Origin of the sequence: Nocardia araoensis NBRC 100135 (assembly GCF_000308435.1) — a bacterium.
GTDB classification, from domain to species: domain Bacteria; phylum Actinomycetota; class Actinomycetes; order Mycobacteriales; family Mycobacteriaceae; genus Nocardia; species Nocardia araoensis.
Genome location: NZ_BAFR01000036.1, coordinates 1 through 14,252 on the forward strand (window position 1 = coordinate 1; position 14,252 = coordinate 14,252).

At 63.3% G+C, this 14,252-nt stretch carries 18 protein-coding genes and 2 pseudogenes; 10 read left to right on the plus strand and 10 right to left on the minus strand.

The features are described from left to right. The 4 genes and pseudogenes from ON21_RS05510 to ON21_RS05520 all read right to left on the minus strand — a co-directional run. Positions 1 to 280 (minus strand): annotated as a pseudogene (locus tag ON21_RS05510) (hypothetical protein); the annotation flags it as partial. A 228-nt stretch (positions 281 to 508) separates the two neighbouring features. After that, positions 509 to 1,054, minus strand: a complete 546-nt coding sequence (locus ON21_RS05515) for a hypothetical protein (protein WP_157170721.1) — start codon at positions 1,052 to 1,054, stop codon at positions 509 to 511. A gap of 1,405 nt (positions 1,055 to 2,459) precedes the next feature. Continuing rightward, the gene (locus ON21_RS36740; protein ID WP_174372128.1) at positions 2,460 to 2,672 is read right to left on the minus strand and encodes a DUF397 domain-containing protein; all 213 of its coding nucleotides are present in this window, start codon (positions 2,670 to 2,672) and stop codon (positions 2,460 to 2,462) included. Continuing rightward, complete coding sequence (locus ON21_RS05520) at positions 2,644 to 3,450, minus strand: helix-turn-helix domain-containing protein (RefSeq protein ID WP_039796264.1); 807 nt, start codon at positions 3,448 to 3,450, stop codon at positions 2,644 to 2,646. The genes ON21_RS36740 and ON21_RS05520 overlap by 29 nt, the downstream gene beginning before the upstream one ends. 198 nt (positions 3,451 to 3,648) lie before the next feature. Here ON21_RS05520 and ON21_RS05525 point away from each other — a divergent pair, with 198 nt between their 5' ends. The 6 genes from ON21_RS05525 (at position 3,649) to ON21_RS38155 (ending at position 6,823) form a co-directional block, all read left to right on the plus strand. Next, a complete protein-coding gene (locus ON21_RS05525; protein WP_245562472.1) occupies positions 3,649 to 4,044 on the plus strand; it encodes a DNA-directed RNA polymerase subunit beta in 396 nt (131 codons plus the stop codon). After that, on the plus strand, positions 4,037 to 4,354 hold the full coding sequence (locus ON21_RS05530; protein WP_157170722.1) for a hypothetical protein: 318 nt from the start codon (positions 4,037 to 4,039) through the stop codon (positions 4,352 to 4,354). The genes ON21_RS05525 and ON21_RS05530 overlap by 8 nt, the downstream gene beginning before the upstream one ends. Next, positions 4,351 to 4,665 (plus strand): hypothetical protein, encoded by a 315-nt coding sequence (locus ON21_RS05535; protein ID WP_039796267.1) that lies wholly within the window; start codon positions 4,351 to 4,353, stop codon positions 4,663 to 4,665. Before ON21_RS05530 ends, ON21_RS05535 begins: the two co-directional genes overlap by 4 nt. Before the next feature lie 224 nt (positions 4,666 to 4,889). Next, on the plus strand, positions 4,890 to 5,126 hold the full coding sequence (locus ON21_RS38145; protein ID WP_157170723.1) for a hypothetical protein: 237 nt from the start codon (positions 4,890 to 4,892) through the stop codon (positions 5,124 to 5,126). A gap of 110 nt (positions 5,127 to 5,236) precedes the next feature. Continuing rightward, positions 5,237 to 5,716: a hypothetical protein gene (locus tag ON21_RS38150; protein WP_157170724.1), complete on the plus strand. Its 480-nt coding sequence runs from the start codon at positions 5,237 to 5,239 to the stop codon at positions 5,714 to 5,716. 24 nt (positions 5,717 to 5,740) lie between these two features. Further along, on the plus strand, positions 5,741 to 6,823 hold the full coding sequence (locus tag ON21_RS38155) for a hypothetical protein (protein ID WP_157170725.1): 1,083 nt from the start codon (positions 5,741 to 5,743) through the stop codon (positions 6,821 to 6,823). Between the two features lie 433 nt (positions 6,824 to 7,256). Here the strand turns inward: ON21_RS38155 and ON21_RS38160 are convergent, their stop codons facing one another. Then, positions 7,257 to 7,982, minus strand: coding sequence for a hypothetical protein (locus ON21_RS38160; RefSeq protein ID WP_157170726.1), 726 nt, complete (start codon positions 7,980 to 7,982; stop codon positions 7,257 to 7,259). Between the two features lie 578 nt (positions 7,983 to 8,560). Then, on the minus strand, positions 8,561 to 8,803 hold the full coding sequence (locus ON21_RS05545) for a hypothetical protein (protein ID WP_051020382.1): 243 nt from the start codon (positions 8,801 to 8,803) through the stop codon (positions 8,561 to 8,563). A gap of 344 nt (positions 8,804 to 9,147) precedes the next feature. On the opposite strand from ON21_RS05545, the gene ON21_RS05550 reads away from it, so the two are divergent. Further along, positions 9,148 to 10,032, plus strand: coding sequence for a helix-turn-helix domain-containing protein (locus tag ON21_RS05550; protein WP_039796269.1), 885 nt, complete (start codon positions 9,148 to 9,150; stop codon positions 10,030 to 10,032). Continuing rightward, positions 10,029 to 10,235: a DUF397 domain-containing protein gene (locus ON21_RS05555; RefSeq protein ID WP_039796270.1), complete on the plus strand. Its 207-nt coding sequence runs from the start codon at positions 10,029 to 10,031 to the stop codon at positions 10,233 to 10,235. The genes ON21_RS05550 and ON21_RS05555 overlap by 4 nt, the downstream gene beginning before the upstream one ends. A gap of 127 nt (positions 10,236 to 10,362) precedes the next feature. On the opposite strand, the gene ON21_RS05560 is transcribed toward ON21_RS05555, so the two are convergent. Beyond that, complete coding sequence (locus tag ON21_RS05560) at positions 10,363 to 10,647, minus strand: GNAT family N-acetyltransferase (protein WP_039796271.1); 285 nt, start codon at positions 10,645 to 10,647, stop codon at positions 10,363 to 10,365. Positions 10,648 to 10,693: 46 nt separating this feature from the next. After that, on the minus strand, positions 10,694 to 12,052 hold the full coding sequence (locus ON21_RS05565) for an FAD-binding oxidoreductase (protein ID WP_039796277.1): 1,359 nt from the start codon (positions 12,050 to 12,052) through the stop codon (positions 10,694 to 10,696). 236 nt (positions 12,053 to 12,288) lie between these two features. On the opposite strand from ON21_RS05565, the gene ON21_RS05570 reads away from it, so the two are divergent. Then, complete coding sequence (locus tag ON21_RS05570; protein WP_039796278.1) at positions 12,289 to 12,609, plus strand: hypothetical protein; 321 nt, start codon at positions 12,289 to 12,291, stop codon at positions 12,607 to 12,609. 60 nt (positions 12,610 to 12,669) lie between these two features. Continuing rightward, positions 12,670 to 13,179 (plus strand): GtrA family protein, encoded by a 510-nt coding sequence (locus ON21_RS05575; RefSeq protein WP_039796272.1) that lies wholly within the window; start codon positions 12,670 to 12,672, stop codon positions 13,177 to 13,179. A 152-nt stretch (positions 13,180 to 13,331) separates the two neighbouring features. Here ON21_RS05575 and ON21_RS05580 read toward each other — a convergent pair whose 3' ends face one another. Then, complete coding sequence (locus tag ON21_RS05580) at positions 13,332 to 13,985, minus strand: Type 1 glutamine amidotransferase-like domain-containing protein (protein ID WP_039796273.1); 654 nt, start codon at positions 13,983 to 13,985, stop codon at positions 13,332 to 13,334. Between the two features lies 1 nt (position 13,986). After that, positions 13,987 to 14,252 (minus strand): annotated as a pseudogene (locus ON21_RS05585) (maleylpyruvate isomerase family mycothiol-dependent enzyme); the annotation flags it as partial.

The window sequence follows — 14,252 nt, forward strand, 5'->3', positions numbered from 1 at the left end:
CCGTGACCGTCTTCCACCGCTGCGTATACCGCGCCCACTTGCGGAAGCGGGCCGCGATCCGGCCCGAGACCCACCGCCGGAACGACACCGGCCACCGCCACCACCACAACCCCCACCCGGCCACCGACACCACCCCGGCCACGGCACCGAACGGCCACCCCAACCAGACTCCCAACCCGACCGACACCACCACCGGCAACGACAGCATCGGGAACAACACCGCCCACCACACGCACAGCACCAACCCGTAGGCCAGCGCGATCAGCGCATCCACCAACATGTTCTCTATATCCGTCGCCGGATCAGACACACGCCGCCCATCACGACGCGGGTCATACTTCGCGGATCGAACCATCACGACAAACTCCAAACATTGAGCCACGCCCGCAAACCCGGCAGTAACAGGAGCGAGCCGAAAAAGGTTGTGCAGCACGGCGATTGCCGTGCACTAGGATCGGCGGGGCGGGTTCATGACACGCAGACCGTGAACCCGCCCCACCACATGCGGCTAACTCGCCGCGGACTTGCCCGAACCCGAACTGGACGCACCAGAGCTACGCGGCCCCGCGCCAGCACCCGAAGACGGCACGGGAGAGGGTTTGGGTGCCTCTACTCCGGTCGCGCGCACGGCGTAGGCGATGTGCCGGAACTCCCCGGTGCCACCCACGCGGGGAGAGACCCGCAGGCCGGTGAACCGGATCGGCGCACCCAACGCGAACTCCCCACCCGGCAACACCGGTTCGGTGTCCGACAGCAACGTCACGTCATACGACATGCGCGCCGCATTCCCCGCCGCCGGATCGGTGACCGGTAACTTCCACATCAGAAGACCGGTGTCGTCATCGCGTAAATGCTTACCCGGTCGGCGTGGATCATTCGAATACTCGGTGAACGGACGCACCGGCCCGACCACCAAACATCCACCGAAAAAGAAATTCTCGTGCTCGATACCGAACGAGATATTCCGGCGACGTTCCTGAGCTTCACTCCGAAGAGGTTGTGTCATGACAAAAACTCCAACGAGTCGTAGAAACAGCGGAAGCAGCGCGACCAACGCGCCACGTAGACACCCCTTGCCCGACAGCCACCCGCAAGCAGCCCGGCATACAGGCATCTACCAGCCCAAACGGCGGATCACGTCCGCCCACCGCCGCGTCTGCGGCAGTTCTACGACCCTGTGAAGTTGACGGGTTCCCGTTCCCACGGAACACCTCATGCACTACTGTGGACACAGCAGAACTCCGGTTTCTGCTAGTGGGGTAACTACACACTTCGAGCTAGGGTTGCGCCCCTGTGATGCTCGAAGTCGCCTCGCCAGTGCTGACCCCCCGCGCCAACGGGGGGCAGCCAGCGAAAGATAAAGAACTTCGCTACACCGCTACACCAATCCGAACTCCTTCCCTCTCAATGTCGAACATTCCATCGGACCACGCCCGAGGAAGGTTGTCCAGTAAACCTATTCGCGATCTGCGCCCCCGGCTAGCCAATCCACACAGCCGGTGTGCCCTACCCGCAGCCGCGCTACTGCCGACACCAGGGCATGCGTGCACACACCCATGACTGTCGGAAACACCGGGACACCACACGGCCCGAGAACACACGCGATACCGCGCCTTCACCAACGGGGACCCACTCACCCGCAGTGGAATCGACTGCACGCCACCCGCCTTCGCCTTGCAAGGGTGACGGCCGCCGCACACACAGGGGACCATCATCCGGGCTCGCACCCGATCCATACCTTCCGCACTCGTCCTCGCCGCTGGGGCTCCGGGTACCCGTCCGGACCAGCAGCGTTCTTCAGTCAGTCTCCCTGGCTACCATCCATGAGACCCGCACCAAACGCCCAGGTCAAGGAAAACCGCGCATGCAAATTGCATGAAACCGGTACAGGCGTGTCGAATTGACCAAATCGCCGCAATAAGGTAAGCGCAACCATCTACGCGACCAGCAGGGACGACGAAAACATCTGCGCCAGAGCGGACTTCAGAAGACGTGGCTACTCGCAGCCTTGCGGCAGAACAAGCCTTGAGCACTCAGCCCGAACGGGCGACACGCCGGTGCGACACGAGGGAGAAAGTTATTAGCCGAAAATTCGCTATACCGCATGAATGACAACAGCAACATCAACGATACGCCTGCCACCGACCACAACGATAGCTCTCAAAGCTAGTTGCGGGTCTGGGGATGCTGCTACCGCTGCCGTCGAACGTTGGTGAGTACAGCCTCGACGGCGGCATGCGGTGCAAGCGCCACCACGGCAGACTCGACGAGCTTGCCGTAGCTGTCGATGACTTGCCAAGCACCGATCGAGACGATTGGGACGTTCCCACGCCTGTTCGCCAGCGCGAGTTTGGACAGGGGGTCATCATTGAACCAGCGGTCAATGTTTAGGACATGAAAATGCCCCCCAGATTCGTTCTGGAGGGCATTTCTTGCTCTTCCGGGGCGGGATTGCCGCGTTATGTAAGATCGTTGAACTCGCCTGCCGCGCAACCCTTCACCCACGCAGAGAACTCAGCACGAGTAAAGGACACCATGCCCGCGGCCCGATTGTTCGAGTTGCGGACAAAAACCGTGTCACCCGATCCCGCAACCTCCACACACGTCCCGTTGTCAGTGAAGCTTGACACGCGCCATTCGAGATTATCCATGGTTCCTTTTCTCCCATTCATCCGCTAGCCCGAGGATGAAACGACGGGACTCTTTAGGGCTCAACGCGACGTTTGCCGCGTGGTCGAATGCCGAGTTGAAGTAGTGCACTTCGTCGGCATCCGTAATGAACCTACCTCCGCCGTAGCCCTCGATGTGCACGTGGGGGGTTCCCCATGGGTGAGACATGATGCTGAAATCTCCAATGCGCCGCGCCTCATACTGTCCCGCATCGAATGTGACCACACGAACCGTCACGTTGGACAGTTCCGACAGCTCCACGACCGTGCGCAGCTGTTCAGACATGATCGCCGGATTGCCCACTCGCAACCGTAGCGCTGCCTCCGGTTGGATCACGTCTAGTTGCAGGTCGCCGGATCGGACGCGTTTCTGTCGGTGTAGCCGTTGGTCAACCGCTTGCTGCACATACGTGTCAGATACGCCGCTCACGCCTACTCGACTAACCAGCGCTTCAACGTAGCGGGGGCTTTGGAGTAGCCCGTACACGGCACGCGGTTCGTGGCATCGGATGCCGGTAGCAGACTGCTCCATGCCGAGGTAATGCGACAGCCACGCCGGAACCTCGCCGGTCACGGCCGGGACACTGCTCAGCATCGCTGATAGTTCGTCCATCGTGACACCCAGAGCCTCTGCATACTTCGGTCGTTGCGCCGGGAACGGCGTGCCTTCGTCGCGCTCCCAACGCCCGATGGTAGTGCGGTCGACACCTACCTCTTCCGCTACCTGCTCCTGACTCTTGCCCACCGACTTGCGGGCTTCGATGAGACGTTGCCTGCGCATAGATGCATCGTAGATGCCCCTTGTCCGCCGTGGATGGTTTCAGTAATGCGCCGCAACATTATTCGGAACCTAGTACTACATCGTTCGACTGAGCAGGGAAGCACGATGCGCCGAGAAGCGTTCGGGGACACACCGATGTCCCGGTGCCACTACTACCGAAACGTGTGCGACATACCCGCGAGAGTCGACCCTCCCCACGTGGGCCGGATCGTGGCCCGTTGCGGCTCGGTGTGGGCGATCACCATGCCCGCCGTACTGGGGCACGACGTGAAGGTGTGGATGCAGAACCAGGGTTACAAGCTGGGTCCGATCCTTTCGCACCCACGGTCGAAGCGGTGGACGTTCATCATTCGCCCCGACGTGCCGGATGATGTGCCGCTGTTCGCTGAGATGTTTCGCTTCAATGTGTCCATCATGCGTGACGGCGCAACGGTCGGGTTGCCCAGCCCAGCTGATTGCGGGACCGCGTTCCGTGCGTGGATCGTTCGTCCCGACAGCCACGTTCGCCCTTCCGGGTGGCTGATTGTCCACGCGATCCGTGACATTACAGCTGCGAAGCGCGCACGGCGTCGGCGGGTGATGGCGTATGCCTGACCACACCAACACTGTGGTGCCGCACGGGTGTGGTCCGGCATGTGGGCCGTGGATCACCGTCGAGCAGTGCGGCTTGTTCACCTTCGACAAGCAGACCGGCGAAGTGCTGTCGGTCAAATGCCCGTCGATGAACTGCTTCGGGCAGATGGTGACGATCGTTCGCGGTCGCATGGCCGACCACGATTCCCCGATGGACATCGCGCTCGGTGGCCGGAAATGTCCGTGGATCGGTATCCGCGTGGTGTTCGATCCCACCCGCTGTCCCGACCTCGCCGCCCAGCCTGCCCCGCCGCCGCAGGCGGGTCGGTGACCGGGGACCAGGACGCCGAGCGCGCCGACGCCGAACTCGACGTTCTTACCGACGTGATCGGCACGCTGCTAGCCGCCACCACGGACGCGGTGCGGGGCGGGATGAGCGACACGACCCGTGTCCGTGTGATGGCGATGGTGCTCTATGCATTGATCAGCAGCGCCCGCACTGCCGCCGCACCGCACACCGGACGCCTGTATGCCGCAGCGGTACTCGATCCGATCATCGAGAACATTCCCGCCGCCGACGACATCACCTTTCTGGACCTGTTGATCCCCGCCATCATCGGCCAGCACCTCAACAACACCTGAACCACCCGAACCGGCCCCGCACGAAAGCGCGTCCCCCTGGTCCCCCCTTTTGCACCACAGGGGAAGCGCGTCACGTGCCGGGGCACCCAAAAGGGGGAAGGCTGCGCGGACGGAACTCCATCGGTGTGCCCAACCGAACCCGCCCGCCAGCCTTCCCCGACCAGCCGAATTCATTGCACCGCAGCAATATTCACGCAAGGGTCACCCCCTCACGGAAGGCTCCCATGCAACCCACAGCCGAACCGCACGGCTTGACATCACCCCTGCCGGACGAACCCGACGTGCACCTGATCGTCCGAATACGCGGCCACCAGCTGCACTACGCGGCGTGCCTGACTGCGGCCCTGGTGTTCCTGCAAGACGAGAGTATCCACCGTTGCGCCGACGCCGTAGCTCTCGCCAGCGGCGCAACTGATCAACTGCCCCGGATGCCATGCGAGCGGCTGTATGTCGAGCGATGATGCGACACCCCGCCTCCGCACACCGCTTGCCCGGCGACATGTACCGACGTGACACTGTAGTGCTCGAAACCGCGACACGAGACAGCTCGCATGAGGGGAAGGCTTCGCCAGTGGACGACGACCAAATGGGTTTTGATATCGAATTCGACGCCGCAACAGAAGCGTACTTGGATTGGGTTGCGCCGGAACGCATGGAATCGGCCATTCGGAAATTCTTGTCCGACATAGTTCCCGGGATCGCCGCATACACGGATTCGTGGTGGAAACCGCCGTTGACGTTGCAAATCTTGGAAGCCACACAGAATCACTTCCACGACCGCGCAAGATTTTTTTCGCCGGAGAACCGGGAAGCCGCAGATGGGTTCATTCGATTTTTGGGTGAAGTTTGCGTGCGGCGGCATGCTGGGATGACATGGACGAATAGCCCGGACTCTGGTGCTCCTTTGTATTCCGATTTCGGACCCGCTGTGCACTTTTCTGACAGTGGTCTCGGCTGTGAGCTGATATCACTGGCGGAAGAGTTGTTCATGGAGAATTTCGGCCCCAAGGGGGTCGAATACAGTATTCGCATGGCCGGTAGACCTGCCTGATTCGACTGTAAGTGGGGGGCGACAGTGCCCGATGAGTACGATGCCATCCGGCGGCGACTGACCAACTATGAAAAGGGCCTGTACTTCGAACTGGGACGAGCGCAGATCCGGGGCGAGACTCGCGAACGCGGCTGGGTCCGTCAATTCGCAATCAGAATCGGAAAGAGTGTCCGCGTACTGGATTCCGCACGCACCCAGGGCAGGGGCGCAAACGGTGTCGAACGGAAATCAGGACGCGTCAACGAGCGAGAAACACTCAGGCAACTGAAGACTGAACGCGCGGCACTTCAGGCAGGAATACTTACCCAAAGCCGATGGGAGACTGTTTCTGGGGAAAAGGTGCCACGCTCCGTCCTCGAATACATGCGCGAAATAGCCCAGGAGTTCCCGGGCAGGTTTCAGCACGAAGTAGTATCGAGGTCGGATGCACTTCGCGCGATGCAGCTCGGACAGTCGCTGGTATCTCAACAATTGGAGCTGATCCGACCGTACGAGTTGAATCGAGCCGACCGGGCGCGGGAACGGCTGGCGAAGATTCGCCAGATCGTGCGGGCGCAAGAACGAGCCGAAAAATTCCGGAAGATCCAGCAGTTCCGGGAAGCCGCCACGCGTGGCCGAGCGGATGCCCCGCATCAGGTCGAACGCGACCGGCAAGCCCGAGCAGAGGCCGAGCGAGCCCGGCAGGCACGCCAGACACCGGAAACCGAGCGGGCACGGATCGAACGGGAAGCCGCCGAACGGGTGGCGCAGGAATTCTCGGTACCAAGCCAGTACCAAGAACGCGAAACCGCCGACACCGCAGAACAAGTCGCCCGCGAAGCGGTCGACGCCGCCAGCGTTGAGCGCGAAGCGGCCGAGGCACGCGCGGCAGCAGCCGAGAAGGAACGGGAAGCGGCGTTTAAGGCGCTGGACGAGGCACGGAACGCCGCGTTCAAGGAGCTGGACGAGAAAGGGCGTCTGTCGGAGGTCGAAAGACTTCTGTGGTTGGGGCAGGCGCATCACCCACAAGCAGCGGTGAGGCACCCGCCCGGCCAGGCCCCGAGCGTTGTGCGTGGCGGCACCGGGCACGGACAAGACCGCGCACGTGGAATGACTCGCGACCGATGATCATCCACAGCCGATCGGCTCACAGTGTGGTCGGCCTCCTGGTTAGGGGTGGGGTTCGGGTCGCACGCTGGGTTGTGCGGCAGCAGTGCCGCGCCCTCGCGTCCGCTCGTCCTAGGGTGCAATGGAGCATTCGCGGGTGAGTGGGTGCGGGATGTTCTCGAGATTCGTTGTAGCGCAGGGAGAGAAGTTGGCGCGTCCTACTGGGGGAGAAGAAAAAGAGAAAGGGGAAGTAGGAAACCTCCAACAGAATTTGCCGAATTTCCCTCTACAGAATCAAGAACGGCGCGGCTACGCCGCGCCGCGCCAGGCACCCCGTCCTCGCTCCGCTGCGGGCGGGGCGCTGCTGGCGCGCAACCAGGGTGGGACACGAACCACCCCAACCGCAACCCGCCACCTAGAACAAGGGGAGCGAATATCATCGGCGCCTGATCTTTTAGGATGTACTACGCAGTTCCAGTAGTGTTTCCTCAACCGTTTGCTTCGCTGTGAACATAAAACCCAGAACGGCATGGTTCTTCGTCGCAAACTCGATGTACCGCGATACGAGTTGCGCAACAGTCTCCGGACTGAGGGCGGATGTAGGCGGCTGGACAATAGACGGAAACCGTAGATCATTGTAGTCCAGGATCATGATTCCCTTTTCATTGAATCTGACACCGCATCCGCCATAAACCAGAGCGCCTCCATCCTCGTGCGTATACCCAAGAGAGATACCATACGATGCCGCGCATTGAATACAAACCGCATGCAGGTCGTCGAATCCTTCAAGGGGATCGAAAATATGGCGCACTGGACCAAAGGCTTCTAATACACCCATACAAAGGGTAAGCAAAGTGATTGCCCTTAAGGGTCGTACAGTTTGATCGCCACTATCGCCTACCGAAAAGAGGTAAACCTCCGAGAATTCCGACTGGTCCAGCGCTTTCCGGAGGCTACTGGTTAGCAGCTCTCGGCATTGATAGGTCCCATTAATATCAGGTCCCGCACTCGCCCTGTCGCATACCACCAGATTGACGTGGGTCAATCCTGGCATATATTCCTTGACCTTAGCGCTCTTCGATTCAATAGCGTCTGCGACAATATCGCCGACGTCACGCGACGGCGGCCTGACAATCACCGGCAGGGCCTCGTACTTAAGATTGCCATCCTTGTCAGTCACCCGCGCGTGTGTAAGCGGTAGTGCGACTATGTCGTCTTTGTGTCTGTACCCTTTCCCTGCGAAGATATCTTCCAGATATCCTCGAATATTTTGCAGGCGAGCTTCCGAGCTGGACTTGAATATTTGGGTTATTTCCACAACAAATCCCATGGGGCTCGAATGTGGCTGTACGAAAAAGTCTGGACTCTCTTGCCTGACAACTGAATGATATGCACTTGGGTCGTAAACCGCCCGAAATGAGGCGTACTCTATCTCCGACTTCGTGGCGGGTCGCTGCACTTCGCCCTGCAAATCAGTTCCTCAAGTTGGTTCTGAGATTAGCTTCACTGAAGGTACACGAGGCATCTGCGCCTTGTGATCCTTTTGCATTCAGACCACAGCCCGAATCTGCGGCATCCATGCGCTGTGCGTACGCGCTGCCGCACCCCTTCGGGGTTTGCCACCCAATGAACTTTCTGCCGTCGAAGCGAACGGCCAGAAGCACCTTGGGACTGTGATGAGAATCACACTTACTGCTATCATCGGCTATCGGTGCAGGTCAACGGCTATCGAGCCCGCTGGGTACATACACCCGCCTATCAGAACTTTTCGATGGACACGTTCAATCGGAACATCTCGGCGAACAGCGGCACGTCGTCCGGTAGATCCGGCCGGATGATGAACGTCCACCGCTTCGAGCGTGGATGCGACAGGATCGGCCCCAGCTCGTGGCCCTGGTCCTGCATCCACACCTTCACGTGATGTCCCAGTACAGCGGGCATGGTTATGCCCCAGACCATTCCGGTGCGGACGATGATCCGCCCGATCTGGGGAGGGTCCACGACCGCGGGGAGTCCGCATACCTGGCGGTAGTAGTGACAGCGAGACAACGGCGTGTCTCCAAACGCTATGTGGCGCAACGAGACCTCTGCTTCATCGAAGGGGTTCCTGGTGCGCCCTGGGTTCCGGCGAATCCCTGGTTGGTAGCCGGGACGGAACGAACTACGTTGCGGGGTAAGCCTTCCCGCCATTCCCCTGCCGGGCGCACATCCAGAGAACCACTGGACCGGTCCGATGAACTACGTCATCATGAGATCTCATCAGCTCGACCAGCATGTTTTTCATTCTGCAATGAGAATCGGCCCGGCGATGAGAACCGGGGCCGTCCCGAGTAGACAGGAACCGCATGGCCGAAAGTGGTGGCTCGACCCTCCCTCGTCGTCAGCTCGGCAGGCACCTGCGGAACGGACGCGAAGCAGCGGGATTGACGCTGGCGGATGTCGGCGAACGGATGCAGTGGAGCGTGAGCACCGTTCAGCGAATGGAGGTCGGCAAGACCGAGCGCATTCGTACCGTCGATGTGGAGGCACTGTGCAAGATCTACGACTTCACTGAGGAGTACACGAACGCACTGGTCGGGCTGGCGAAGCAGTCCAGCGTGAAGTCGTGGTGGCACGAGTTCGGCGACTTGATCCCGGAGAACTTCGATGTCTTCGTGGATCTGGAAGCCACTGCGCGGTCGCTGATCTGGTACGAGCCGGAACTCGTGCCGGGAATCTTTCAGACCCCCGCGTACGCGAGTGGGCTGATTCGCGCCGTCTATCCGGATGACACGCCGCTGGAGCACGAGCGTCGAGTCCATCTCCGACGGAAGCGCCAGGCCCTGATAACGCGCAAAACGAAGCCGGTAACCGTGAATGCCATCCTTCGTGAGTCGGTGCTGCGCGGGTTGGTCGGCGACGACCGAGTCATGTCCGCCCAACTCCGTCATCTGGTGGACCTCATGGGTTTGCCCAATGTCACGATCCGCGTACTTCCGTTCTCGGCGGGCTTCCCCATGGGTGTGGCAGTCGGGCCCTTCGTGATCTTGAAGTCCGGGGGCGACGGCAAACGACAGCCGAAGGAGCCTACAGTTGTCTACGTCGAGAGCTTCACCGGCGATCTGTACCTGGAGAAGCTCGGCGCTGTGAACCGGTATGTCAATGCCTACCGGCAGCTCGAGCGCGCGGCGCTGGATCCGGATCAGAGCAAGAACCTGCTCCGGCAAATGGCAAGGGAGTACGCACCGTGAATACTGACCTGTCCGAGGCGAAGTGGTTCAAAAGCAGCCGTAGCGGTGGCGACAAAGCATGCGTCGAGGTCGCCTTTCTGGCGGGAGGCGGTGTCGGCGTCCGGGACTCCAAGAACCCGACCGGCCCGGCACTGGTCTTCACGCCCGGCGAGTGGGACACCTTCACCACTGGTATAGCTGTTGGCGAGTTCCACCGCCACTGAACCGACGGAGGCCCGGCCATCCCCATCAGCCCCGGGAAGGCCTGGGATCAATCCGCGAGTGGCACATGGCTGTGGCAAATCGCGAGTGGACCGCTCGCTGGTGTGCTACTCGCGACGGGGCTCGGGTCTACTTGACCAAGTCGGCGTACTCGCGGTGTTGGGAGATGTACTGCTCCACGTACCAGCAGGTGGGGATGACCGAGAAACCTGCTGTGCGGGAGTCGTTGAGGGCGTATTCGACGACCTGGGCGGCTACGCCTCGGCCTCGGAATTCGGGGAAGGTCAGGGTGTGGTGGAAGTCGCGGACCTTGGGGTTCTCGCGTTCGGCGTAGTCGGCGTACCCGGCTAGGGTGTCGTCGATGTAGATCTCGAAGCGGGTATCGGCGACGTTGTGTTCGAGCCTGGTCGTCATGATGGGGTAGAACTCCTTGTGCGTGGGGAATGTTCCGTCGCGGTGGTCACAGGATCGTGCCGGGGTTGAGGATGCCGTCGGGGTCGAGGGCGTCCTTGATGCGGCGGGTCAGGGCCATGACGTCGGGGCCGAGTTGGTCGGGCAGCCATGCCTTCTTCAATCGTCCGACGCCGTGTTCACCGGTGATGGTGCCGCCGAGGGCGATGGCGAGGTCCATGATCTCGCCGAAGGCGCGGTTCGCTCGCGCGGTGTGGTCGGCGTCGGTGGGGTCGTGCACGATCAGCGGGTGGGTGTTGCCGTCGCCCGCGTGCGCGATCACCGAGACTGTGACCTCGTTGCGCTCGGCGATTTCGGCAACGCCGCTCACCAAGTCGCCGAGCCGGGGAAGCGGAACGCCGACGTCCTCGAGCAGCAGCGGCCCGAGCTTTTCCACGGCCGGGATCGCCAGACGTCGGGCGGCCGTGAACGCTTCACCCTCGGTCGGGTCCTCGGTGTGGAAAACCTCTGTCGCGCCCGCTTTCTCGCAGGCCGCCGCCATGATCTCGGCCTCGCGGCGGGCGAATTCGCCGGGGGCGTCGGAGCGCGCGACCAGCAGCGCGGCCGCCTGCCGGTCCAATCCCATCCGCAGTTCGTCCTCTACGGCGTTGATCGACACCGAGTCCATGAACTCGAGCATCGACGGCCGCAGTTCGCCGGTGATGGTCAGAATCGCCTCGGTGGCGGCGGTGAGCGTGGGGAAGCTGGCGACGACCGTGCTCTGCGGCGGTTGCGCGGGCAGCAGCCGCAGGGTCAGCTCGGTGATCACGCCGAGTGTGCCCTCGCTGCCGACGAACAGCTTCGTCAGCGACAGCCCGGCCGAGTCCTTCAGACGCGGACCGCCGAGCCGCACGACGGTGCCGTCGGCGAGCACGACCTGCATGCCGAGCACGTAATCGGTGGTGACGCCGTACTTCACACAGCACAGTCCGCCCGCGTTGGTCGCGGCGTTGCCGCCGATCGAGCAGATCTCGAACGACGACGGGTCGGGCGGGTACCACAGCCCGTGCTCCGCGACCGCGCGCTTGACCTCGGCGTTCAGCAGGCCGGGCTGCACCACCGCGGTCCGGGTCACCGGGTCGACGGAGATCTCGCGCATCCGCTCGGTGGTCAGCACGATCGCTCCGTCTACGGCCGTCGCGCCGCCGGACAGACCTGATCCGGCACCGCGCGGAATCACCGGGACACGATGCGCGCCGGCCCACCGCAGCGTCGCGGCCACGTCGTCGGTGCTGGTGGCGCGCACCACGGCCGCGGCGGTGCCCGCGCCGGGATCGCGCGCCCAGTCCTGCCGGTAACTCGCCAGCAGGTCGGCGTCGGTGAGCACCGTGCCTTCGGGGAGCGCGGCGATCAGATCATGCAGGTCCACCACCTCACGCTAGCTCGCCGCGCCCGAGATTTGCTGATCGGCCGACCCGTACGGGTGTGGCGAACGCCGAGCCCCGGAATGTGATGTCACCCGCCACAGTGGTATTACCGCCTGCGGGAGACCAGAATGCCGACAGGGGCTTGACTGTTCGGGGCATCGAGTTCTCCCGGCGCCGCCGTGTCGTGGCGCGGGCAGTCCATGCGGTTCGCCGCGTAGCACTTGGAGGGATGGAACGGATGCAGGGCGAACAACCGAGCCGCCGGGAACTGGTCGCCGCGATGTTCTCCAGCGAGTTCGTCGAGGACGGTATCGACCCGGACGTGTTGCGCCGGGTGCACGCGGGTGAGCACGAGGAATGGCTGGCCGCGCTGGACCGCTCCGGTGTCTTCGGCAAAGAGGCCCTCGCCGAGCTGGCCGATCTCTGGCGCCGCGAGCCCCGCGAGTTGCTGGAGGCGCTGCTGGCGGACGCGGACGATGTCGCGCGGCGGCGGTGCCTGGCGGTCTGGGCGAGCTTGGACCTTGCCGCGGAGGACCCGGGCCAGGCGCAGATCGGCTGAGCCACCCGGCGGTCGCCGCCCGCTCATCTGCCGGACATCTGCCGCTGGCACGCTGGTCGCGTGCACGAGCTGTCCGAGACCGCCGACACCATCGCCGACCGGTTCACCCGCTGGTGCGAGGCGGTCGTGGACCGGCTGCCGTTCGGGCTGAACCATCTCCTCCCGCCGACCTTCCTCGGCTTCGCGCTGATCAACAGCGGCACCTTCGCCGTCGACTTGGCGCTGCTCACCGTCTTGCACGGGTGGTTCGATCTGCCGGTGTGGTTGTCGGTGACGGTGGCCTACGTGTGCGCGTTCGGGCTCAGCTTCGTGCTCAACCGCACGTTCAACTTCCACTCCCACGCGCCGGTCGGCAAGCAGGCCGCGGTCTACGTCGTGGTGGTCGCCGTCAACTACCTCGCGTTCATCCTCGGTATCGGCAGCGGGCTCACCGCGCTCGGCGTTCAGTACCACGTGTCCCGGTTGCTGGCGGGCGCGTGCGAGGCCGTCTATATGTACAGCGCGATGCGCTGGGTGGTCTTCCGCCGCTCGGTGGAGCCGGAACCCGAACTCGCGCCCGACGCGATGTGAGGCGGCGGCGGAGATGTGTCCTGGACGCCGGTATCCGAGCGGGTCGGCCGGGAGCCGCGTCCGGACCAGGTCGCCGCTTCGGACGACCTCGCCGCGGTGGATCTGACGGGCATCGGTGCCACGGACTCCAGCCCGAACCGCAGCCGCAACTTTTACGACGAGGGCGGACTGATCAGCACTTCGGTGCGCGCGCCGTCGACGACGATCGCGTCGTCGTCGGTCAGCGCCCAGTGCGCGACACCCTCGGCGCGGTAACGAGCCGCGAGACGAGTGCAGTCGCCGTCGGGGTCGGTGGCCGAATCGATGTGCGGCACGATCCGGCGGTCCACCAAACCCAGTCCGTCCCATCGGGGTTCGACCCCGCAGGCCGGCGCGACCTCGGCCGGATCGTCCACCGACTCCAGGCCGTGCAGGTCCGGGGTCAGCAGGCAGGCTCCGGCGCTGTAACCGGCGTAGACGAGCGCGTCGGCGGCGAGCAGCCGGGGCAGGACGCGATCCGCGCCGCTGCGGGCGAACTGGGCGCGCAACACGAAGGTGTTGCCGCCGCGTACCCACAGGAGCTCGAACTGGGCCAGCTTCCGTTCCAGCTCGGTTTCCCGGCCGACGTACTCGCGCAGGTCGAGCACTTCGGGCCGGTAGCCGAGTTTGCGCAGCGGCGTCATGTCGCTGGTCACCGCGCCGGCCCAGGCCTGCGGCCAGGCGTCGCAGGCGTTCGGGATCAGCGCGACCCGGCCGGGCGGGCCCGCGAGCGCGACCAACCGTTCGTAGTGCGCCCCGAAGCGGTAGCTGGACAGGAAGAGTCGCACCTCAGATGGTGAAGGCCAGGTGCCGGACGAGACGCCGGCCGAGTTCGGCGTCGCCCTCGACGGTGATCTCCGCGGAGTGCTCCTCGGCCGTCGTCCTGCCGCCGCCGAGCCGTACGAAGAGTCCGGAGTCCAAGCCGATTTCGACCGTGGCGGGTTCGTCGAACGCGTCGACGTAGTTCGCCCGGCCCGCCACCTGGATGCGCAGGGTCCTGGCCAGCGGGCCGGTGAGGGCGAAGGCGATCCGCGCCCCGTCCGGCGCCCCGCCCT